22 protein-coding genes are annotated in these 21,141 nt (G+C 70.0%); 9 read left to right on the top strand and 13 right to left on the bottom strand.

The window, feature by feature from the left end; genetic code table 11:
- Window positions 1-128 precede the first annotated feature (128 nt).
- The 3 genes from FVE89_RS04115 to FVE89_RS04105 form a co-directional block, all read right to left on the bottom strand.
- On the bottom strand, window positions 129-998 hold the full coding sequence (locus tag FVE89_RS04115; RefSeq protein WP_160532857.1) for an amidohydrolase family protein: 870 nt from the start codon (window positions 996-998) through the stop codon (window positions 129-131).
- 2 nt (window positions 999-1,000) lie between these two features.
- Window positions 1,001-2,305, bottom strand: a complete 1,305-nt coding sequence (locus tag FVE89_RS04110; RefSeq protein WP_160532856.1) for an MFS transporter — start codon at window positions 2,303-2,305, stop codon at window positions 1,001-1,003.
- A gap of 131 nt (window positions 2,306-2,436) precedes the next feature.
- On the bottom strand, window positions 2,437-2,961 hold the full coding sequence (locus FVE89_RS04105; RefSeq protein WP_160532855.1) for a hypothetical protein: 525 nt from the start codon (window positions 2,959-2,961) through the stop codon (window positions 2,437-2,439).
- 190 nt (window positions 2,962-3,151) lie between these two features.
- Here FVE89_RS04105 and FVE89_RS04100 point away from each other — a divergent pair, with 190 nt between their 5' ends.
- From FVE89_RS04100 to FVE89_RS04090, 3 genes are all read left to right on the top strand, one after another.
- The gene (locus FVE89_RS04100; RefSeq protein ID WP_160532854.1) at window positions 3,152-3,904 is read left to right on the top strand and encodes a phosphodiester glycosidase family protein; all 753 of its coding nucleotides are present in this window, start codon (window positions 3,152-3,154) and stop codon (window positions 3,902-3,904) included.
- Between the two features lie 420 nt (window positions 3,905-4,324).
- Complete coding sequence (locus FVE89_RS04095) at window positions 4,325-5,488, top strand: molybdopterin-dependent oxidoreductase (protein WP_160532871.1); 1,164 nt, start codon at window positions 4,325-4,327, stop codon at window positions 5,486-5,488.
- Window positions 5,489-5,503: 15 nt separating this feature from the next.
- Entirely contained in the window at window positions 5,504-5,851 is a 348-nt protein-coding gene (locus tag FVE89_RS04090; protein ID WP_160532853.1) for a cytochrome c, read from the top strand.
- Here FVE89_RS04090 and FVE89_RS04085 read toward each other — a convergent pair.
- The 4 genes from FVE89_RS04085 to FVE89_RS04070 form a co-directional block, all read right to left on the bottom strand.
- On the bottom strand, window positions 5,835-7,217 hold the full coding sequence (locus FVE89_RS04085) for a histidine kinase dimerization/phospho-acceptor domain-containing protein (protein ID WP_160532852.1): 1,383 nt from the start codon (window positions 7,215-7,217) through the stop codon (window positions 5,835-5,837). The two genes, FVE89_RS04090 and FVE89_RS04085, sit on opposite strands and share 17 nt — an antisense overlap.
- On the bottom strand, window positions 7,214-7,879 hold the full coding sequence (locus FVE89_RS04080; protein WP_160532851.1) for a response regulator: 666 nt from the start codon (window positions 7,877-7,879) through the stop codon (window positions 7,214-7,216). Before FVE89_RS04080 ends, FVE89_RS04085 begins: the two co-directional genes overlap by 4 nt.
- A gap of 179 nt (window positions 7,880-8,058) precedes the next feature.
- On the bottom strand, window positions 8,059-8,544 hold the full coding sequence (locus tag FVE89_RS04075) for a response regulator (RefSeq protein WP_246730485.1): 486 nt from the start codon (window positions 8,542-8,544) through the stop codon (window positions 8,059-8,061).
- Window positions 8,541-9,659: an HWE histidine kinase domain-containing protein gene (locus FVE89_RS04070; protein ID WP_160532850.1), complete on the bottom strand. Its 1,119-nt coding sequence runs from the start codon at window positions 9,657-9,659 to the stop codon at window positions 8,541-8,543. Before FVE89_RS04070 ends, FVE89_RS04075 begins: the two co-directional genes overlap by 4 nt.
- A 266-nt stretch (window positions 9,660-9,925) precedes the next feature.
- On the opposite strand from FVE89_RS04070, the gene FVE89_RS04065 reads away from it, so the two are divergent.
- Entirely contained in the window at window positions 9,926-10,102 is a 177-nt protein-coding gene (locus tag FVE89_RS04065; protein WP_160532849.1) for a hypothetical protein, read from the top strand.
- Between the two features lie 225 nt (window positions 10,103-10,327).
- Here the strand turns inward: FVE89_RS04065 and FVE89_RS04060 are convergent, their stop codons facing one another.
- Complete coding sequence (locus FVE89_RS04060; protein ID WP_160532848.1) at window positions 10,328-11,446, bottom strand: NADH:flavin oxidoreductase/NADH oxidase; 1,119 nt, start codon at window positions 11,444-11,446, stop codon at window positions 10,328-10,330.
- A 190-nt stretch (window positions 11,447-11,636) separates the two neighbouring features.
- Here FVE89_RS04060 and FVE89_RS04055 point away from each other — a divergent pair, with 190 nt between their 5' ends.
- Entirely contained in the window at window positions 11,637-12,101 is a 465-nt protein-coding gene (locus tag FVE89_RS04055; protein WP_160532847.1) for a hypothetical protein, read from the top strand.
- A 21-nt stretch (window positions 12,102-12,122) separates the two neighbouring features.
- Here the strand turns inward: FVE89_RS04055 and FVE89_RS04050 are convergent, their stop codons facing one another.
- From FVE89_RS04050 to FVE89_RS04035, 4 genes are all read right to left on the bottom strand, one after another.
- Window positions 12,123-13,370, bottom strand: a complete 1,248-nt coding sequence (locus FVE89_RS04050; protein WP_160532846.1) for a PHB depolymerase family esterase — start codon at window positions 13,368-13,370, stop codon at window positions 12,123-12,125.
- 71 nt (window positions 13,371-13,441) lie between these two features.
- Window positions 13,442-13,861, bottom strand: coding sequence for a CopG family transcriptional regulator (locus tag FVE89_RS04045; protein WP_160532845.1), 420 nt, complete (start codon window positions 13,859-13,861; stop codon window positions 13,442-13,444).
- 228 nt (window positions 13,862-14,089) lie between these two features.
- Entirely contained in the window at window positions 14,090-16,015 is a 1,926-nt protein-coding gene (locus FVE89_RS04040; RefSeq protein WP_160532844.1) for a propionyl-CoA synthetase, read from the bottom strand.
- A 361-nt stretch (window positions 16,016-16,376) separates the two neighbouring features.
- Window positions 16,377-16,559 (bottom strand): DUF465 domain-containing protein, encoded by a 183-nt coding sequence (locus FVE89_RS04035; protein WP_091716938.1) that lies wholly within the window; start codon window positions 16,557-16,559, stop codon window positions 16,377-16,379.
- Between the two features lie 173 nt (window positions 16,560-16,732).
- Here FVE89_RS04035 and FVE89_RS04030 point away from each other — a divergent pair, with 173 nt between their 5' ends.
- The 4 genes from FVE89_RS04030 to FVE89_RS04015 all read left to right on the top strand — a co-directional run bounded on the left by FVE89_RS04030 (window position 16,733) and on the right by FVE89_RS04015 (window position 19,830).
- Window positions 16,733-16,951: a DUF465 domain-containing protein gene (locus FVE89_RS04030; protein ID WP_246730492.1), complete on the top strand. Its 219-nt coding sequence runs from the start codon at window positions 16,733-16,735 to the stop codon at window positions 16,949-16,951.
- A gap of 79 nt (window positions 16,952-17,030) precedes the next feature.
- On the top strand, window positions 17,031-17,528 hold the full coding sequence (gene purE / locus FVE89_RS04025) for a 5-(carboxyamino)imidazole ribonucleotide mutase (protein ID WP_160532842.1): 498 nt from the start codon (window positions 17,031-17,033) through the stop codon (window positions 17,526-17,528).
- Window positions 17,525-18,634 carry a 5-(carboxyamino)imidazole ribonucleotide synthase gene (locus FVE89_RS04020; RefSeq protein ID WP_160532841.1) on the top strand — a complete coding sequence of 370 codons (1,110 nt, stop codon included), beginning with the start codon at window positions 17,525-17,527 and terminating at the stop codon, window positions 18,632-18,634. The genes purE and FVE89_RS04020 overlap by 4 nt, the downstream gene beginning before the upstream one ends.
- Window positions 18,635-18,957: 323 nt before the next feature.
- Complete coding sequence (locus tag FVE89_RS04015; protein ID WP_160532840.1) at window positions 18,958-19,830, top strand: tetratricopeptide repeat protein; 873 nt, start codon at window positions 18,958-18,960, stop codon at window positions 19,828-19,830.
- 89 nt (window positions 19,831-19,919) lie between these two features.
- Here the strand turns inward: FVE89_RS04015 and FVE89_RS04010 are convergent, their stop codons facing one another.
- Complete coding sequence (locus tag FVE89_RS04010; protein ID WP_160532870.1) at window positions 19,920-21,074, bottom strand: acyl-CoA dehydrogenase; 1,155 nt, start codon at window positions 21,072-21,074, stop codon at window positions 19,920-19,922.
- Between the last annotated feature and the right edge of the window lie 67 nt (window positions 21,075-21,141).

The raw sequence follows: 21,141 nt of genomic DNA, 5'->3' as shown, positions 1-21,141 counted from the left end.
CCTCCCCACAAGGGGGAGGAGAGTGCGCTTGGCCCCTGTCTCGTTGCTTCCGCAAACACCTTAAAAGGGCTGGGGCGAGACCTTTCGAAACCAGGACTTGGGCCGGCCGCGGGATGCGGACTCCGGCCCTATCCGAAGCCGTAGAGCCGGCGCGGATTGTCGACGAAGACCAGCCTGCGCCGGGCCTCGTCCGGTACCCAATCGGCCATCAGGTCGAGGAGTGTCGTCGTCCGCGGCGGCCCGTCCCAGGCGGCCACGTGCGGCCAGTCCGAGCCCCAGAGGCAGCGCTCCGGCGCGGCGTCGTTGAGGGCGCGGGCGAAGGGGATCGTGTCGGCGTAGGGCGGCCCGGTCACCGAATCGCGGAAGGCGCCCGAGAGCTTGACCCAGTTCCCGTCGGCGACGAGGCCGAGCAGCGCCTGGAAGCCCGGATGGTCCACCCCGGCCGAGGCCGGCATGTGGCCCATATGGTCGAAGACCAGCGGCACCGGCAGCCGCGACAGGCGGCCGGCGATCGGCGGCAGGTCCCGGGCATCGAGCAGGAACTGGAGGTGCCAGCCCATCTCGCGGGCGAGCGCCCCGTAGGATTCGACCGCGTCGAGGCCGATCCCGCCGCCGAACAGCACGTTGAGGCGCAGGCCGACCACGCCGGCCTCCTTCAGGGCGGCGAGTTCCGCGTCGGGCAGGCCGAGCGGGATCACCGCGATGCCGCGCAGGCGCTGCCGGTTGGCGCGCAGGGTCTCGACCATCAGGCGGTTGTCGGTGCCGTGGACGCTGACCTGAACCAGCACGCCGTTGGCCATGCCGGTCCCGTCGAGCATGGCGAGATAGGCCTCCGCCGGGGCTGCCGGGGGTGTGTAGCTCCGGTCCGGCACCAGCGGGTAGGCGGGCGGCAGGCCGATCACGTGGGCGTGGGTATCGACCGCGCCCGCCGGCACGGCGTAGCGGGTCGGGCCGCCCGGATGCGGGTCCGGGGCGGGGCAGTCTCGGATCTCGCTCATGATCAGGAATCCGCGTGCAGGACCTTGCCGCGCGTCTCGGGCAGCGCGTAGGCGGCCAGGAAGAACACTCCATAGGCGGCGGCCGCGAAGATCGCGATCGCCGAGGCGAGGCCGACGCGCTCCGACAGGTAGCCGACGAGTGCCGGGAACAGCGCCCCGATGCCCCGGCCGAAATTGTAGCAGAACCCCTGCCCCGAGCCGCGCAGCCGCGTCGGGTAGAGTTCGGTCAGGAACGCGCCCATCCCGGAGAAGTAGCCCGAGGCGAAGAAGCCGAGCGGGAAGCCCAGCACCCAGAGCACGCCGTTCGAGAGCGGGATCTGGGTGTAGGCGACGATGACCGCGATCGCGCCCAGCGAGAAGATCAGGAACAGCGGTCGCCGCCCGAGCCGGTCGGCGAGCCACGCGCCGACGAGATAGCCGGTGAACGAGCCGATGATCAGCGCCGAGAGATAGCCGGTGGAGGAGACGATCGACAGGTGACGCTCGGTGGTGAGGAAGCGCGGCACCCAGGTGGTGATCGCGTAATAGCCGCCCTGGCAGCCCGCCGCCGCCAGGGATGCCAGCAGCGTCGTCTTGAGGATCGGCCCCGAAAAGATCTCCCAGATCTGCGGCCGGTCGCCGGCCGCCGCCGCCCGGGCGCGGGTCTCTGCGGCGACCTGCGGCTCCTCGACGTAGCGGCGCAGATAGAAGACCAGCAGGGCCGGCAGGGCGCCGACCGCGAACATCCAGCGCCACGCAGTCTCGGGCGGCAGGAGCGAGAACAGCACCGCCTGCGACAGCACCGCGAGCCCCCAGCCGATCGCCCAACCCGATTGCACCGAGCCGACCGCCCGGCCGCGATACTCGGCCCGGATCGTCTCGCCGATCAGCACGGCGCCCGCCGCCCATTCGCCGCCGAAGCCGAGGCCGAGGATCGCCCGGGCGATCAGCAGCTGGTCGAAATTCTGCACGAAGGCGCAGAGCAGCGAGAAGACCGAGAACCACAGGATCGTAATCTGGAGGGTGAGCACCCGGCCGATCCGGTCCGCGATGTAGCCTGCCAACCAGCCGCCGAGCGCCGAGGCCAGCAGCGTCACCGTGGCGGCGAGCCCGGCCGTGCCGGACTCGACGTGCCACAGGCTCATGATCGTCCCGATCACCAGCGGGTAGATCATGAAGTCCATGCCGTCGAGGCACCAGCCGGCGGCGCACGCCCAGAAGGTGTGCCGTTCCGGCGGAGTCATCGAACGGTAGAAGGCGGTGAGGCTGGCGTCGCGGATCTCGACCGCGTCCACGCCTCCAGTACCCTGCCCGGTTGCTGTGCTCATTGCCGCCTCCCGCCGTCCGATACCAGTATCGGCGTCCGAGGCTGAGCTGTCCAACGCCGCGCGGGATGACGGACAAGGAAAAGGCCGCCCGGGGGCGACCTTTTGTTGATCTTCACACTGACGGATGCGGCTCAGTAGCAGCGCTCGACCAGCACCCGGCGGTAGCCGTAGGGGGTCCAGCGCACCCGCGGGACCGTGTAGCAGCCGCCGCCGTATCCGTAATCGCCGTAGCCGTAGCCGACCGGGGCGTAGCCGTATCCGTAGCCATAGCCGGGATAGCCGTACCCGCCATAGGCACCGTAGAGGCCGCCGGCCGCGAGGCCCAGGCCGACGCCGAGACCCAGGCCGCCGAGGCCGTAGCCGTAGCCGCCGCGATAGCCATACCCCCGGCCGTAGAAACCGCGTCCGTAGAAGCCGCGGCCGTATCCGCCCCGGAACCCGACGCCGCGGAAGCCACCGAAGCCGCCCCGGTAGCCGCCGAAGCCGCCGTGGAACCCGCCGCCGTGGAACCCGCCGAAGCCGCCACCGTGGAACCCGCCGCCGAAGCCGCCGCCATGGAACCCGCCGCCGCCGAAGCCGCGCGCATCCGCGCTGGCGGGCGCGAACGCCAGAGCGCCCGCCGCCAGCAGGGCCGAGCAGAGCACTGCACCCTTCATCACGTCATCTCCGTCGAAAACCGCCCTCTACGCGTAGAAACGTCGGACTGTACGAAACAGTTCAGGTGAAGGCCGCGACGTGCCGCCGCTGTCCGGCCGGCAAGCCCCGGGACGGTTTCGGGCTCGAAAATCGCCGCTTTCAGGAGCGACAGGCACCGTGTCCGCCTCCCCGAGCAGCATGGACCGTGTCATGACGCTACGCCCGGCTCACGCCCTGTTGATCGCGCTCGTCGCCCTGGTTGCGCCCCGGCCCGCCACGGCGGCACCTGCGGCCTCCGAGCCCTGCCGGGCGGTGGAGGCCCAGGGCGAGACCTTCACGGTCTGCACGATCGACCTGCGGCGGGAGCGGCTGCGGCTGTTCTGGCTGCAACCGGACGGGCGGCCCTACGGCTCGCTCGGGACCCTCGCCGAGGCGCAGGGGCAGCGCCTCGACTTCGCGATGAATGCCGGCATGTACGACAAGGATCAGGCGCCGGTGGGCCTCTATGTCGAGGGCGGGCGCGAGATGAAGCGCGTCTCGACCGCGGACGGGCCGGGCAACTTCCACCTGAAGCCGAACGGCGTGTTCTGGGTGAAGGGCGAGCGCGCGGGGGTGCTCGACACGGCCCACTACCTGCGCGCCAGGATCCGCCCGGACTACGCCACGCAATCTGGGCCGATGCTGGTGATCGACGGCCAGATCCACCCCAAGATCTCGGCCGACGGGCCGAGCCAGAAGATCCGCAACGGCGTCGGCGTGACGGAGGACGGGCACGTGGCGCTGTTCGCGATCTCCGAACGGCCAGTGACCTTCGGGGCCTTCGCGCGGCTGTTCAAGGACGATCTCGGCTGCCGCAACGCCCTGTTCCTCGACGGCACGGTGTCGAGCCTCCACGCGCCGAATCTCGGCCGGACCGATATCAGCCGGCCGCTCGGGCCGCTGGTCGGGTCAGAGCCTCGGTAGGGTGTGATGTGATCAACGCGACCGTGTGACGGGCTGCTTTGGGTGGATTTCCGCCAGTCCGCTTTTAAACGAGAGTTCGAAGAAGCAGACGCCGTCGCGCTTCTCCACGATCCTCTTCGCACACCCGAGGCATGCGCTCTGCGATTGGGCCACGAAGTCGACCCAGGCTGACCTCTGCGAATTGCAATCGAAGACGCGGCTCGCCTGTTGGTGCGTCTGGCCTCACCCGCTTCGCTTCACCCATACGCGTTCCGCGACGCGCCTCGGCGCATTTAAGGTGCCCTTAAGCTGAGGAGCGCGGAGACCCTGCGCCGGCCTCTTGGGCTCCGGCTCAGCGGACCTTTCGATTCGATGCCTCAACACACCACGTTATCGTCTCCGAGCCGCCGCGGCCTCCTGTCGGCCGCCGCCCTCGGCGGGATGGGCCTGCTCGCCGGCCGAGCTCGCGCCGACACCTTCGATTTCCATGTCCCGGGCGGCCCGAGCACCCGGCCCATGACCACGACCTATCCCGAGAAGGGGCGCATGATCGTCCAGCGTACCCGGCCGCCTTGGCTGGAGACGCCGTTCGACGTCTTCGACACCGGCGTGTTCACCCCGAACGACCAGCACTTCGTCAGCTGGCACTGGGCCACCTTCCCGACCCACGTCGACACCGACAGCTTCGCCTTAAAGGTCCACGGCCTCGTCGAGCGGCCGCAGGCGCTGTCGCTGCGTGAGCTGCTTCACGACCTGCCGCGCTTCGAGATCGCGGCGGTCAGCCAGTGCGCCGGCAATTCGCGTCTCTACGCGCAGCCCCGGGTCGCTGGTGCCCAATGGGCGAACGGCTCCATGAGCAACGCTCTCTATGCCGGTGTGCGCCTGAAGGATGTCCTTGATCGGGCCGGCGTGAAGGGCGGGGCCACCCATGTGCAGTTCGGCGGCCTCGATGAACCGCTGCTGCCTGACGCACCGAAATTCGTGAAGGCCCTGGACATCGATCACGCCCGCGACGGCGAGGTCATGCTGGCCTTCGCGATGAACGGCCAGCAACTGCCGATGCTGAACGGCTTCCCGCTCAAGCTCATCGTCCCCGGCTGGTCGGCCGTCTACTGGATCAAGATGCTCGACGACATCGAGGTGACAGACCACCCCGACCCCAGCGTCTGGACCACGCGGAGCTACCGCGTGCCGGACACGCCCAATCACACGGTCGAGCCCGGACAGAAGGGTTTCGGCATGGTCCCGATCACCCGGAACCTGCCCCGCTCGTTCGTGACCAACCTCAAGCCGGGCGACAGCGTCCCGGTCGGGGCGCCGCAACCGGTGCGCGGCATCGCCTTCGGGGGCGACCGCGGGGTCGCCGCGGTGGACCTGTCGCTCGATGGCGGCCGGACCTGGCAGCCCGCGACTCTGGGCAAGGATGAGGGCACCTACAGCTTCCGGCAATGGCAGGCCACGATCAGCCTTCCGGCTCGCGGGGCGCACACCGTGATGGCCCGCTGCACCAACGCCGACCGGGTGGTGCAGCCGATGCGGCGCGTCTGGAACCCAGGGGGCTACATGTCCAACCAGGTCGAGACCCTCGACCTCGTGGCGGCCTGAGGGGTGAGCGCGACCATGTCCCGATCCCTCCGCACCGCCCTGCTGGCCGGCCTCCTTGCCGGCCTCCTTGCCGGCTCGGCGCCGGCCCTCGCCGCCGCGCCGCTGGAGCTTCGCCCGACGCCCGAGATCGACTTGCCCTTCGGCGACGATATCGGTTTCCCCGCCGGGCCGGGCTCCGACGTCATCGCGTCGAACTGCACGGCTTGCCACTCCGCCGACCACACCCTGAACCAGCCCGCCCTCTCCCGGGAGGAGTGGCATGCGGTCGTCGACAAGATGATCACCGCCTACAAGGCTCCGATCACGCCGGAGGATGCGCGGGTGATCGTCGACTACCTCGCGCGGGTCAAAGGCGAGCCGTAGCGGGCGGGGCACGCCTGGCGAGCCCGGGGCCGAAGATCGCGCTCGCCTTGAGGCCGGGGCCGCCGTCCCGTCCGTCGAGGAGCAGGCGGGCGCCGGATTGCTCCAGCGCCATGGTGACAATTGAGAGGCCGAGGCCGCTGCCGAGCTTCGCCCGCCGGCTGCCGCGCACGAAGCGACGGATCACCAGGGCGCGCTCCGCCTCGGCAATGCCGGGTCCCTCGTCGGTGATCGACAGGGTGGCGCTTCCATCCGCGCCGAGCGCGGCATCCCAGGCGATCGCCCCTTCCGGCGGGGTGATCAATAGGGCGTTCTCCATCAGGTTGCGCATGGCGAGGTCGAACAGGTCCTCGTCCATCTGGATCTCGAGCTCGGTGAGGGCGGGCGCGAAGGCGACGCGCTCCGGCTTCGGCACGCTGCCCATCCCGGCGAGCAGATCGCGCAGGCGCTCCTCCACGGGAATCCAGGCGATGGCGGCCGGGCGCCCGCCGCTGTCGAGGCGCGAGACCGTCAGGAGTTGCTCGACGAGGCGTGCCGACTGATCGACCGCGCGCAGGGTCTGGGCGAGGGCGGCGTCCCGCATGGCGGCCCCGGGCGCCTGCATGGCCACCTGCACCTGCGTCTTCAGGCCGGCCAGCGGCGTCCGCAACTCGTGCGCCGCATAGGCCAGGAAGGTACGCTCGTGTTCGCGCGCAGCCGCGACCTTGCCGAACAGCCGGTTCAGCGCATCGACCAGCGGTCGGATCTCCGACGGCATTCGGCCGGTCTCGACCCGCTCCAGGTTGTCGGCATCCCGGGCGGCAAGGTCGCGGGTCGCGCGGTTCAGCGGCCGCAGGCCCCGGCCGACGCTGAGCCAGATCAAGGGCGCCAGGATCGGCAGGACGCAACCGGCGGTGAGCAGCAGGCTTTCGACGAGGCCGTGCTCCAGTTGCCGCCGCTGTCCGAGATTGTCGCCCACGAGGATGCGGAAGCCCTTGGCCGGGTCGGACAGAGCGTAGACACGCCAAGCTTGACCCTCGACCACGCGGTTCGAGAACCCTTCGTGCTGGTCCGACAAGACCGGATCCGGCGACCCGTCCGAGGCGCCGATCAGGCGCCCGTCCAGGGACCAGATCTGGCAGCTGAGGTGACGGTCGTAGCTCACCACCCGCGCAAGGGCGTCGCCGTCTCCGCCCACCTGCCGTGCGGCCCCCGCCCGGGCCGGCGTGAACAAGCTGTCGACCATGCGGGCCGCCTCCATGAGGCGGCGGTCGAGGATGCTCTCGAACTGGGCGCGGCTGTCGACATAGGTCCAGGCGATGGCGGCGAGCCAGACCAGCCCGGTTGCCGTGACCAGGGTAACGAACAGGCGCATGCGCAGAGAGTTCACGCACGGTCCTCCCGGATGCGGTAGCCGAGGCCGCGCACGGTCTCGACCGCGTCCCGTCCGATCTTGGCGCGCAGATTGTGGACATGGACTTCGAGCGCGTTGCTGCCGATCTCCTCGTTCCAGCCGTAGAGGCGGGCTTCCAGCTGGCTTCGGGACAACACACGGCCGGGCCGCTCGAACAGCGCCTCCAGCAACGCGAACTCGCGGCGCGAAAGGTTGAGCGCGACGCCCGCCCGCGCGACCAAACGGCTGCTCAGGTCAATCGTGAGGTCGCGCCACGCGAAGGTTGCAGAGGCGCGTCCGGCCGCCCGCCGGATCATGACACGAAGCCGGGCTGCGAGTTCGCCCAGGTCGAACGGTTTGCCCATGTAGTCGTCCGCTCCGCGGTCGAGCCCGGCGATCCGGTCGGCAACGGCGTCGATCGCGGTGAGGACCATGACCGGTGTGGCGTCGTCCCGCGCGCGGATGTGGCTCAGCACGTCCAGTCCGGAGCCGTCGGGCAGCATCAAATCCAAGATCGCCGCGCTGTAATGCGTCGCATCGAAGATCGATACCGCGTCCCCGCATGTGGCAACGCAGTCTGCGGTCATGCCATGCAACGACAACCCTGAGACCAGACCGTCCGAAAGCACAGGGTCATCTTCGAGAACGAGGATGCGCACAGAACGTTCGCTTCAGGGTTGCGCATGCGCCGCAATCGCGCCGAAGTACCACGCTATCGGCGGCTTGAGGAAACTTTGTGGGTTCAGTCCGCGGCGGGCGGCTATAGGCTAGGGCCGATCGTTAGCCGGACGGGCAACGAGACGGATGTCCGCTTCCGTGGTGTCGCCATGACCGGCTTCTACGACCGGGTTGGGTCGTCAGCGGACGGGGTCGGTCCGGAAAGGCCCCCTCCGGAGGGTTTCCCCTTGGGCCGGTGGCAGGCGCACGCCGCGGGTCCCTCGTCGGCCCCACCCCACATCGGCGCTTCGCAGGTGAGGAGCTGTGTCAGCAGATGCGCCAACGGCGCGGCTTGGTAAGGCTTCTGCAGAACCGGTACAGACCGATACGCCTCCTCCAATCCCTGCTTGCCATAGCCAGTGGCGAACAAGAACGGCGTGCAGCGCTCGAACAGCAGGTCGGCCACCGGATAGCTGCGTGCGTCGCCCAGGTTGACGTCCAGCACGGCCAAGTCGAAGTTCCCGGCGCGGACATGATCCACGGCCTTGTCGAGGCGCATGGCCACCACGACCTCGCAGCCGAGGTCGAGCAGCATGTCCTCAGCCATCATGGCCACGAGGCTCTCGTCCTCGACCAGCAGAACGCGGCGCCCTTCCAGCAAACTCATCGGGCAGGGTGACCCTCGAGTGTCTCCTGGCCGACCCAGCCGAGCTGGGTCAACGGTATCTCCAGCCGGCATACGACACCGCCCGGCGCGTAAGTGATCGCGGCGCTGCCGTCGAACTCCATCGGAAGCTGGCGCTCGATCAGACGGGACCCGAAGCCTTTGCGCGTCGGCGGAGTGACCGGCGGGCCGTTGCGCTCTTCCCAGGCGAGATCAAGCTGTTCGCGGCCATCGTCCCGATCGTGCAGGGACCACGTCACCGCGACCCGGCCTTCAGGGACCGACAGGGCCCCGTATTTGGCGGCGTTAGTCATCAGCTCGTGCAGCGCCATGGCCAAGGTCACAGCGACTTTGGGATGAAGGCGTGCATCCGGGCCGTCTAGCAGAAAGCGGTTAACGTCGACCTCCGCCAGAAGGTGCGGCGCGAGCGCGCGCTCGACCACGCTGCGCAGGCTGGCGCTTTCCCAGTTGTTCTCGACGAGCACGTTGTGTGCGGTCGACAGTGCCACCATGCGGGCGTCGAACACGGCCCGCGCGGCTTGGTCCGTCTGGCCGCGGAACGTCTGCGCGGCGATCGACTGCACCGTGGCCAGGGTGTTTTTCACCCGGTGGTTCAGCTCGTTGATCAGCAGGCGTTGGCGCTCGGCAGCGGCCTTCTCGTCGCTGATGTCCCGGACCTCGATGATCGTGCCGATGATGTTGGCCGCGTCATCTCGGATTGGGCTGGCCGTGAAGCCGACGGGATAGAAATGCCCGTCCCTGTGGACGAACACCTCTTCGCCGCGCTCCTGATTGTTCTCCGGGAATGCGCGATCGATGGCGCATTCGGCCAGCGGGAACGGGCGACCGTCCGGGTAGGTATGGTGCACGATGTCGTGCAGCGGGCAGTCACGCTCCAGAACCTCGTCGAGCGTCCAGCCGGTCAGCAGCTCGGCGGCGCGGTTCATGTAAATACAGTGCTGCCGATCATCCATAAGGAAGATGGAGACCGAGGCGTTGTTGAGCACGGCATTGAGGCGCCGTTCGGTTTCGAACAGTTGGCTGGTGCCGCGCCTCAAGCTGGCGAGGGGTGTGCTGGCGTCGGGAACAGACTGAACCGGCTGCCGGGTATGCGGCACTGATACAACCCTCACTGCGGAGTGGGCTAAAAGCACGTGGCCCGACGAACCACCGGGCTCGTGCATCTCGCATGCCGCGTTGCGGCAGGCGCCACATAGCCGAGCCGACCAATGCGCTAACAGGCAGGCCGTTCCATCTCGCACGCACAATGCATGGACGTTGGGATTGGACGTAGGCAGCCAGCCGTCCACCTGCCAAATCCGACTTGGCCTCTGGATCGTCATGGCGTGTGATGGTTTTTCGAACCCAGCAATTGGACTTCCGTGTGGCCATCATCGCCGCAGAGGCGCGGGCGGGGGCTCACATGGCCGCGCTGACAGACCTGATTTTGCGTGGCCAGGATGCTGACGAAGTCGAGCAGGCCCTCTGGCGCGAGATGGATGTGCTGGCGGCCTTACGCGCCCACGCAAGAGCGCTGATGGGGGATGAGCCATCATCGTAGGAGGCTTACCCCTGTTCTTGCGAACGCGCTCCTCAGCGGGCGAAGCTGACCGTAATCCGTCGCGTCCGCTTACGGGATGACGCCGAAATAATCCGTGCAACTGCATTGGGTCGAAAGCAGTCCCCTCACACGGCCGAGCGCACCGGGTTTCAGCTTTGATTCGCTCACCCGAAGTCGCGCCGGTCCCGCGAGACGCGCGCGTCGACTCACGGTGCGGGGGCCGCGTCACCGCTGCCCGAAGGCCGTGTCCTTGAACAGGTCCTTGTACTCCCGCGGCTGCGAGCGCCAGTACTGCTTGGGGGCCCGAACCCGGGCACCGAGTTCGGCCGCCGCGTGCCAGGGCCAGCGCGGATCGTAGAGCATCGCCCGGGCGAGCGAGATCGCGTCCGCCCGGCCCTCCTGCAGGATCGCCTCGGCCTGGGCCGGCTCGGTGATCAGGCCGACCGCGATGGTGGTGAGCCCGGTCTCGACCTTGATCCGCTCGGCATAGGGCACCTGATAGCCCGGCCCGAGCTTGATCGCCTGCTTGGGCGAGACGCCCCCCGTCGAGACGTGAAGCGCCGGCGAACCCGCCCGCTTCAATGCTTTGGCCAGTTCCACGGTCTCGTCGATGTCCCAGCCATCCTCCACCCAATCGGTGGCTGAGACGCGCAGCCAGACGGGGCTCCCGGCCGGCACGACGTCGCGCACCGCGTCGTAGACCTCCAGCGGGAAGCGCATCCGGTTCTCCAGGCTGCCGCCGTACTGGTCGGTGCGCGCGTTGGCGATCGGCGACAGGAACTGGTGCAGCAGGTAGCCGTGGGCGCCGTGGAGTTCCACGGCCTCGATGCCGAGCCGCACGGCGCGCCTGGCGGTGGCCACGAACTGGTCGCGGACGCGCTTCAGGTCGGCGGCGTCGAGGGCGTGGGGCGGCAGCTCGCCCTCACCGTGCGCCAGGGGAGAGGGCGCCTCGGTGCGCCAGCCGTAAGGATGTTCCGGCGGGATCTGCTGCCCGCCCTCCCAGGGCGCCGCGCTCGACGCCTTGCGCCCGGCATGGGCGATCTGGATGCAGACCGGGATCGGCGCGTAGTCGCGCACCGCGTCGAGCACGCGGCCGAGCGCCCGCTCACAGCCGTCGTTGTAGAGGCCGAGATCCCAGGCGGTGATCCGCGCCTCCGGCGAGACCGCGGTGGCCTCCAGGGTGAGCAGGCCGGCGCCCGACATGGCGAGCTGGCCGAGATGCATCATGTGCCAGTCGGTGGCCTCGCCGTCGCGGGCCGAATACTGGCACATCGGTGCGATCAGGATGCGGTTCTCGAGGGTGAGCGCGTCGAGCGTCAGCGGTTCGAACAGGCGAGCGGTCATCGGCAACTCCCGGTGGCGCGCCCACTCTGGCGCAGGATGGACGCGGGAGCCAGTGCGGTGCGGCAGAGCACCCCTGCGCTGCGCCGTTGCGGGAACCCGCCGCTGGCGCCGGCCGTTTTTCGCCCAGTCGCCGCACCGCGGCAACCGACGCGAACCGCCTGAGGGGGCGAGATCGCTTGAGGTCCTGACGATGCTTCCGAAACTTGCCGCCCCGCTCCTCCTGGCTGCCGGCTACGCCGCCTTCGCGGCGCCGTCCCAGGCCCAGCCCGCCGCCTTCGGCGGTCCCAAGATGCTGATCCACGGCAATTACTGCGGGCCGGGCAACAACGCCCCGCTCCCGCCGATCGACGCCCTCGACGCGGCCTGCGCCCGCCACGATGCCTGCACGCCGAACGGCGGCCTGCCCACGCAGGCCTGCAATCTGCGCCTGCAGCGGGACGCGACGCTGATCTCCCGCGATCCGCGCCAGCCCGAGGATCTGCGTGCGATGGCCGGGCTGATCGCGGCGACCGCGACCCTGATCCCGTCCGAGCCGGGCCCGCAGCGCGTGCCGGCCTCGCTCACCGCCCGGCCGGGGCCGGACTTCTATACCGCGACCGTGCCCGGGCGCACCCCGGATGCCGGCCTCGCGGACGACGACAGCGACGCCGACTGAGCGGAACGCGCGCGCCTGGGTTCAGGTCCGGGCGCGCGGTTCCAGCGCGTGGGACAAGAAGAAGCGCAGCATCGCGCGGCTCGCATCCGGTCCCCGCGGCTCCGTGTAGGATCCGGCCGGACTGCCCCCCGACCAGGCATGCCCGGCGCCGTGCAGGAGCCACTGCTCCTGGACCGGCCGACCGCCCGCGTCGCTGCGGATCGTGCGGGTATAGGCGATGCCCCCCGGGCTCGTGTCCCGCGTGACCGTCTCGGTGAGGCCCGGGTCTGTTCCGGCCTGAGCCATCACCTGATCGCCGTTGGCGGGATGCACGGTGCGGTCGCCGTCGCCGTGGAATACGATGGTGGGCACCCCCTGACGGTTCGTCCGGGCGGGCTTGGCCTGCCCCTTCATCGCGGCGAGCGCGCCCGGCAGGTCGCGGGCGGCCCCGCAGGCCAGTCCGGAATGGATCCCGACGGCGGCGAACAGGTCCGGATAGGTCGCCGCCAGGATCGCCGCCGCGGCGCCGCCGGCCGAGAGCCCCGCCGCGTAGACCCGGCTCGGGTCGGCCGAGAACTCCGCCAGCACGGCCCGGGCGATGCCGGCGATGAGTTCCGGTTCGCCGCCCTCGCGCGCCTGATCGCCGGCCGCGTACCAGTTCCAGCACCGTTGCGGGTTCGCCGTCTGCGCCTGCGCCGGATAGGCGACGAGGAATGTCTGCTGCTCGGCGACGGCGTTCATCTGCGTGCCGGCGGCGAAGTCGTCCGGATCCTGGGTGCAGCCGTGCAGCATCACCACGAGGGGCAGGGCCTGACCGGTATAGCCGCTCGGCACGTAGACCTTGTAGCGCCGGCTGCCGGCGGCACCGGTGAACACGCGCTCCTCGAACCGCGCGCCGGGCGGCACGGCAACCGGTGGCCGGCCCCGGGAGACCGGGCGGCCCGCGCGCAGCGTGCGCATCAGCCCCGACAGATCGAGCTCCGGCTCCGCGGCCCTGGCCCTCTCCTGACCTGACCGGGGGGCCGTCCAGGCGCCGCCGGGGGCTTCGGGCGCCTCCATGTCGAGGGTCGTCCCGTCGCTGCCCGCCGGCCCTTGGGAAGCGCCAGGCTGGCCATAGGTCCGCGCCCATTTCGCCAAGGCTTCCGTCTGCACCCGCTGGAACCGCGCCATCCGCTCCGCGAGCCGGTCGGCGCCAGGGCCGGAGGCGTCGTGATCCGGACCGCCGCGCGGGGGCCGATCGAACTTGGACGCGTCGAACTTGGAGAAATCGAATTTGGGAAAACGGAACATGGGCCGATCCTTCGGGACGGAGTTCGGATGGGGCCGGACGGTTCACCCGCCTCTGCGACCGGCTGGGGGCGTCAGGCGATGCGGTCGGCCAGGGCGGCCTTCACGGCGGGGCTCGCCTGGAAGCTGCCGAGAACCTCCACGGAGGCGATGGCGGCGCGGGCGAGATCCGGCGTGACGTCGCCCGCGACGGTGGCGAGGCCCAGGACCTGGATGTGCAGGGGGCGCCCGGCATCCCGGGCCGCTTCGAGTTCGGCCCGCCCGTAATGCGCGATCCCGAGGCGGAGCTGGCGCCGGGCCACGGATTGGCGGACCGCCTCGTCGTGCCGGTCGAGCTGGTTGCGCACGGCGGTGCGGATGAAGTCGGCCCGGTTGGCGTAGAAGCCGTCCCGGACCATCAGGTCGACGCGGCCCAAATCGACGAAGCCGAGATTGACCGTGATCTTCTCGCTCTCCGGCACCTTCGGCCGGGGCTCGGGTATGGGGTCGTTCATCGGCTCACCATCTTCTGGCCATCCAGTTGGATGGCCAGAAGATGGCTATGGGCTGGCGAAGCGCAAGGCGCGCCATTCCGAAAAGTCCTGGTTTCGAAAGGGCGAGCCCTTTCGCGGGTGCAGGGCAGAGCCCTGCATACGGGTTCGGCGCCCCCATCAGGGGGTACCGAACCCGTGCGTCGGGGTTTCACCCCGACACCCCACCAAAGGGCTTGCCCTTTGGGATCCCTAGATTTCGCCGATGCCGCGCCCCTTCAGGCTGTCGCCGATCTCGTCGAGGGCCGCGGCGTCGTCGATCGTTGCCGGCATCGTCCACGGTTCGTGGTCGGCGATGCGCTTCATGGTGGCCCGCAGGATCTTGCCTGACCGGGTCTTGGGCAGCCGTGGCACGGTGAGCGCCAGCTTGAAGGCGGCGACCGGACCGATCTCGTCCCGCACCTTGGCGACCAGTTCCTTCTCGATCGCCTCGGTCGGGCGGTCGACGCCGGCCTTCAGCACCACGAAGCCGCACGGCACCTCGCCCTTCAGGGCATCGCGGATGCCGATCACCGCGCATTCGGCGACATCCGGGTGGCCGGCCAGCACCGCCTCCATGCCGCCGGTCGAGAGCCGATGGCCCGCGACGTTGATGATGTCGTCGGTCCGCCCCAGCACCGTGATGTAGCCGTCCGCGTCGATCACCCCGGCATCCGAGGTGTCGTAATAGCCTGGGAAGGTGGCGAGGTAGCTCGACCGCATCCGCTCGTCCGACCCCCAGAGGGTCGGCAGGCAGCCGGGCGGCAGGGGCAGGCGGATCGCGATGGTGCCCATCGTGTCGGCCGGCACGGGCTTGCCGCCCTCGTCCAGGACCTCGACCCGGTAGCCCGGCATCGGCACGCAGGTGCTGCCGTGCTTCACCGGGAGCAGGCCGAGCCCCATCGGGTTGCCGGCGATCGGCCAGCCGGTTTCGGTCTGCCACCAATGGTCGATGACCGGCCGGTTCAGCACCCGCTCGGCCCAGGCGACCGAATCCGGATCCGCGCGCTCGCCGGCCAGGAACAGGCTGCGGAAGGCCGACAGGTCGTAATCGGCGATCCGGGCGCCGGCGGAATCCTCCTTCTTGATGGCCCGCAGCGCGGTCGGCGCCGTGAACAGGCACACGACCGCGTACTCGGAGACCACCCGCCAGAAGGCGCCGGCATCGGGGGTGCCGACAGGCTTGCCCTCGTACAGCACCGTGGTGCAGCCGTGCAGGAGCGGCGCATAGACGATGTAGGAATGCCCGACGACCCAGCCGATGTCGGAGGCGCAGAAATAGGTCTCGCCGGGCTGCACCCCGTAGAGATTGGGCATCGACCACGCGAGCGCCACGAGGTAACCGCCCGTGTCGCGGATCACGCCCTTCGGCTTCCCGGTCGTCCCGGAGGTGTAGAGGATGTAGAGCGGGTCGGTGGCGGCGACCGGGACGCACTCCGTCCGCGCCCCCGCCGCTTTGGCGGCTGCCACGGCCTCGGCCCAATCGCGGTCCCGCCCCGGCACGAGCGTCGCGGGGCCTTGCGGGCGCTGAAGGATCAGGCAGGAATCCGGCTTGTGGCGCGAGGCGTCGATCGCCGCATCCAGCAGCGGCTTGTAGGCGACCACTCGGTTCGGCTCGATCCCACAGGAGGCCGCCAGCACCACCTTCGGGGCCGCATCCTCGATCCGCACCGCCAACTCGTTCGCCGCGAAGCCGCCGAACACCACGGAATGGACCGCCCCGAGCCGCGCGCAGGCCAGCATGCCGAACAGGGCCTCGGGCACCATCGGCATGTAGAGGATCACCCGGTCGCCCTTGCCGACGCCGAGCCCGGCCAGGACCGCGGCCAGCGTCGAGACTTCATCGCGCAACGCCCGGTAGGTGATGCTGAGTTTCGTGCCGGTGACGGGCGAATCGTAGCGGATCGCCACCTGCTCCGCCCGCGCGCCCGCGGCGTGGCGGTCGACGGCGTTGTGGCAGGCATTGAGCGACCCGTCCGGGAACCAGCGGCCGTAGGGACCGGAATCCGGCGCGAAGGCTTGGACCGGTGCCTGCGCCCAGTCGATTGCCCGGGCCGCGTCGAGCCAGAACGCTTCCCTGTCGCGGCGGGCGGATTCGTAGATCTCCGGATAGCGGCCCGGCAGGCTGGCGTTCGTCATCGGTTCGGCGTTTCCCCTCGGGCCGCTCTCCGGCGGCGGGGCCAGAGTAGCGCATTCTCGTGCCAGGGGGAGGCGGGTTCGCGCCCTTAACAGGGACCGGGAAGATGGTGCCGCTGTGGCGGCGCGCCTTGTGCTGGATCCCGGGAGCGCATTCCGCTTTCGCTGCATGCGCTTGGGAAAGGGCCGCGTGATCCGTTGTCCACGGCCCCTTTCCCGGACAGGTGGAGCATCAGCGAAACCTGATCCGGGATCCGGCACAAGGAGCGCCGCGAAGCGGTTCCGCATGAACTATTGGATAACCGCCGCACCGGAGCCCCCGATGCGACGGCTGTCATACGGGTTCGCTATCGAGAAAGGCGGTTCAGTGGAGGGTGTCGCCGGCCCCCCGGAGCCGGTTGATCTCGTCCTTGAGGAGGAGTTTCCGTCGCTTCAGCTCGGCGATGTGGAGGTCGTTCGCCGAAGGCCTGTGGATCGCTTCCTGAATCTCGCGCTCGAGGGCTTCGTGCTTCCGGGCGAGTTGGCTCAGATGCGTCTGCAGCGACATGAGTCGAATCTCCTGTCATCGTTTCGACACGCGAAGACTGACACAGGATGCCGCATAAGTTGAAGCGTTTTCTCCGGCTAAGCTTGGTGAAGGCTTGCCGGCCCGGCTTGTCCCAGGGAAGGGCGTGACGCATGCTCTTCGGCGATGAGCGATCCTTTGGCCCGCAGGTGACGATGGCGGACGAGACGGGTGAGAGCGCCCAGCCGGACCTTCAGGCCGAGCTGGCCCGGTTGCGCGAGGAGCACCGGGATCTCGACAGCGCGATCGAGGCGCTGGAGCGCAGCGTCGCCGGGGATCAGCTCCAGATCCAGCGCCTGAAGAAGCGCAAGCTGACCCTGCGCGACCGGATCTTCCACATCGAGGACGCGATCACGCCGGATATCATCGCCTGATACCGGTGGACGCCCCCGGGTCTCAGCCTTGCCGCAGGACCGCCGCGCCTGTAAGCGCCCTCTTTTGCCGGGATCAACGATGGCGTCGCCTCCGGTCGCGATCATCATGGGCAGCCAGTCCGACTGGGCGACCATGCGGCACGCCGCCGAGACGCTCGACGCGCTGGCCGTGCCCTACGACGCGCGGATCGTCTCGGCCCACCGCACCCCCGACCGGCTCGTCGCCTTCGCCAAGGGCGCGGTCGCGGCCGGGTTCAAGGTGGTGATCGCGGGGGCGGGCGGCGCCGCGCACCTGCCCGGCATGGCCGCCGCCATGACCCGCCTGCCGGTCTTCGGCGTGCCGGTCGAGTCGAAGGCGCTGTCCGGCCAGGACAGCCTGCTCTCCATCGTGCAGATGCCGGCCGGCATCCCGGTCGGGACCCTGGCGATCGGCCGGGCCGGGGCGGTCAACGCGGCTCTGCTCGCCGCATCGGTGCTGGCGCTCTCCGATCCGGATCTGGCGGAGCGCCTCGAAGCGTGGCGCGCGGTCCAGACCGCGTCGGTGGCCGAACGGCCGGAGACGGAAGCACAATCGTGACGGACAGGACCCTCGGCCCCGGCTCCACCCTCGGCATCGTCGGCGGCGGGCAGCTCGGGCGCATGATCGCGCTCGCGGCGGCGAATTACGGGCTGAAGGTGCATGTCTACGCCCCCGACCGCGACAGCCCCGCCTTCGACGTCGCCGCACGCACCACCTGCGCGGCCTACGACGATCCGCAAGCGCTGGCGGCTTTCGCGCGCAGCGTCGATGTCGTCACCTACGAGTTCGAGAACATCCCCCACGCCACCGCCGACATCCTGGCGGCGCACGCCCCCCTGCACCCGAACGCCCGGGCGCTCTCGACCACGCAGGACCGCCTGTCCGAGAAGGAATTCATCAACGGGCTCGGCATCCCGACGGCGCCGTTCCAGGCGGTCGATACACCCGACGACCTCGACCGGGCCATCGCGGCGATCGGCCTGCCGGCGGTGCTCAAGACGCGACGCTTCGGCTACGACGGCAAGGGCCAGCGCATCCTGCGGGAACGGGCCGAGGGTGACCGCAACGCCCTGTTCGCCGAGTTCGGCGGCGCGCCGCTGATCCTCGAAGGCTTCGTGCCGTTCGAGCGCGAGGTCTCGGTGGTGGGCGCCCGCGCCCGCGACGGCAGCTTCGCGGCCTTCGATCTGTGCGAGAACGAGCACCGCGACCACATCCTGGCCCTGACCCGGGTCCCCGCCCCCGGCCTGGCACCTGAGACCGGCCGCGCCGCCCTCGACATCGCCAAGCGCATCGCCGACGCGCTCGACTATGTCGGCGTGCTCGCCGTGGAGATGTTCCTGGTGCGGGAGGACGGCGCCGAGCGGCTCGTGGTCAACGAGATCGCGCCGCGGGTCCACAATTCCGGCCACTGGACCATCGAGGGCGCGCTGACCTCGCAATTCGCCCAGCATGTCCGGGCGGTCTGCGGCTGGCCGCTCGGCGACCCGGCCCGGACCGGCGGCCTGCCGGTGGAGATGCGCAACCTGATCGGCGCCCAGGCCGATGGCTGGCACGCGCTGCTGGCCGAGCCCGGCGCCCATCTCCACCTCTACGGCAAGGGCGAGGCCCGGCCCGGCCGGAAGATGGGGCACGTCACCCGGCTGGGATCCGAACCGGTCGGCTGAGGCCTCAAAGGCACACCCGTGCCGTCGCGTGCCGGCCTGGGCGCCTGACGCGATGCCGGAACGCGCGCGAGCCATACCTTCGCCACATCCCGCCGCTTCCACCACGGCGTGGTCGGTGCCGCATGCTGCCGGTCGATTCCCACGCCATCCTGCCCGGACGGGCGACGGGGTGAATCACCAGGGGCGCGTCTTAAGCCGGCCTTCACCGTGATGTGCGACGGTGCCCCGGATCGGGTGTGCCCGGCGCGCGGCGCGGACTCTGGAACGGCGAGGGGCGGGGCGGGCGCGCGGGATGCGGGCCGCGCCTCGGGGAGAGTGGGGCGATGATCGTACGCAATGGGCTGGCACGGAAGACGGCGCTGATCGGCGCGGCCCTGGTCTCGGCCGCGGCCCTCGCGGGCTGCGAGACCGTCGGGAGCGCTGCCGGACCGCGCCAATACGCGGTGCTGGAGACCGACACGACGGGCGCCACCACGGTCAACATCGCCTCGCTGACCGAGGTGATCCAGCGCAACCCGAGCGACGCGGCCGCCTACACCACCCGCGGCGCCGCCTATGCCCGCGCCGGCCAGTTCAACGACGCCATTGCGGACTTCACCAAGGCGATCCAGCTCGATCCGAACTCGGCCTCGGCCTACAACAACCGGGCGCTGGCCAGCCGGCAGATCGGTCGCGACGCCGCCGCGCTGCAGGACTTCACCAAGGCGATCAGCGTCGATCCGAATTACGGCCCGGCCTATATCGGCCGTGCCAATGTCGAGCGTGCCCAGGGCAACCTCGATCAGGCCCTGAACGACCTCAACATCGCGATCCGGCTCAGCCCGGAATCGGCCGAGGCCTACCACGCACGCGGCCTCGTGCGGCAGAAGCAGGGTCAGGAGACCCAGGCGATCGCCGATTTCGACGCCGCCATCGACCGCAACCCGTTCGTGGCGGCCCCCTACGCGGCGCGCGGCCAGAGCCTGATCGCCACCAACCAGTACGGCAAGGCGATCGAGGACTACAACGCGGCGCTCAACGTCAACAACAAGGACGCCACCTCCTGGGCGTATCGCGGCCTCGCCTACGAGAAGCAGGGCCAGCGCAAGGAGGCGATGGAGAACTACCAGCGCGCCGCGACCATCGACCCGAACAATGCCGTCGCCCGGGCCGGCCTCGGCCGGGTGCAGGGCGGGGTCGGCTCGCTCTTCAACTGACCGCGCGACGGTCTTAAAAAGGGATCCCAAAGGACGAGTCCTTTGGCGGGTGCAGGGCTGAGCCCTTTGGAAACCCCTGGCGGCCCGGGTTACGCCGCCAGCAGCCCGTTCTCGTCCTGCGTGATCCGGCGCAGGTGGTGGGCGGTGTCGCCGAGCTGGTACTCGATCATGGCGAGCCGCTTGAAATGGTGGGCGCCGATATATTCGAGCGTCATGCCGATGCCGCCGTGGAGCTGCACCGCCTCCTGGCCGACGTAGCGGCAGGCCTTGTTTATCTGGACCTTCACGGCTGACAGCGCTGCGGCCCGCGCTCCGGCGTCGGCCGTGTCCACCATCATGGCGGCGTAGAGCGCCATCGAGCGGGCCTGTTCCAGCTGGATCAGCATATCGACGGCCCGGTGCTGCAGGGCCTGGAACGAGCCGACGCTGACGCCGAACTGCTTGCGGGTCTTGAGGTATTCGACCGTCAGCTTGTGGAGCGCGTCCATGGAGCCGACCGCCTCGGCGGCGAGCGCCGCGATGCCGTGCTCCACCACCCGCTCCAGCAGCGGCAGGCCGCCCTCCGGATCGCCGAGCGCCGCGTCGGCCGGCAGCACGACATCCGAGAACGAGACCTCGGCGGCCCGGCCGCCATCCTGGGTCGGATAGGCCTCGATGGCGACGCCCGCGGCGTCGGTCGGGACCAGGAACAGGCCGATCCCGTGCGGGTCGCGCCGCTCGCCCGAGACCCGGGCCGAGACCACCATCAGCCCGGCCGCGTCGGCATTCGGCACGACGCTCTTGGCGCCACTCAGCACGAAACCGTCGCCGCTGCGCCGGGCGGTCGTCGCCACGTCGGCGAGGTCGTAGCGGGACTGGCGCTCGGTATGGGCGAGGGTGAGGCGCAGATCGCCCGCGACGAGGCCGGGAACCAGGCGTTCCTTCTGCGCCGCGCTGCCGCCGAGCCGCAGGGCGGTCGAGCCGAGGACGAGGCTCGCCAGCAGCGGCTCGACCACGAGGTTGCGGCCGACCGCCTCCATGACCAGCAGGGTCTCCACCGGGCCGCCGCCGAGCCCGCCCTCCTCTTCCGAGAACGGCAGGCCGGTGACGCCGAGTTCGGAAAACGCCGCCCAGCCCTCCGCGGGGAAGCCCAGCGGCGCCTTCAGCCGCGCCTGCCGGCTCTCCAGGGACGGGTAGAGGTCGGCGGCGAGCCGCTCCACGCTGTCGCGCAGGAGCGACTGATCCTCGTTCAGGTCGAAATCCATAGTGGTGTCCTCGCGGATGATCGCGGCAGCAGCGTTCCTCCCACCAATCCCCCTCATCCTGAGGTGC

The sequence above is a fragment of the Methylobacterium sp. 2A genome, from assembly GCF_009806555.1.
In the GTDB taxonomy this organism is placed as follows: Bacteria; Pseudomonadota; Alphaproteobacteria; order Rhizobiales; family Beijerinckiaceae; genus Methylobacterium.
Note: the sequence above shows the minus strand (reverse complement) of the source record. Positions and strands in the feature narration are given on the sequence as shown.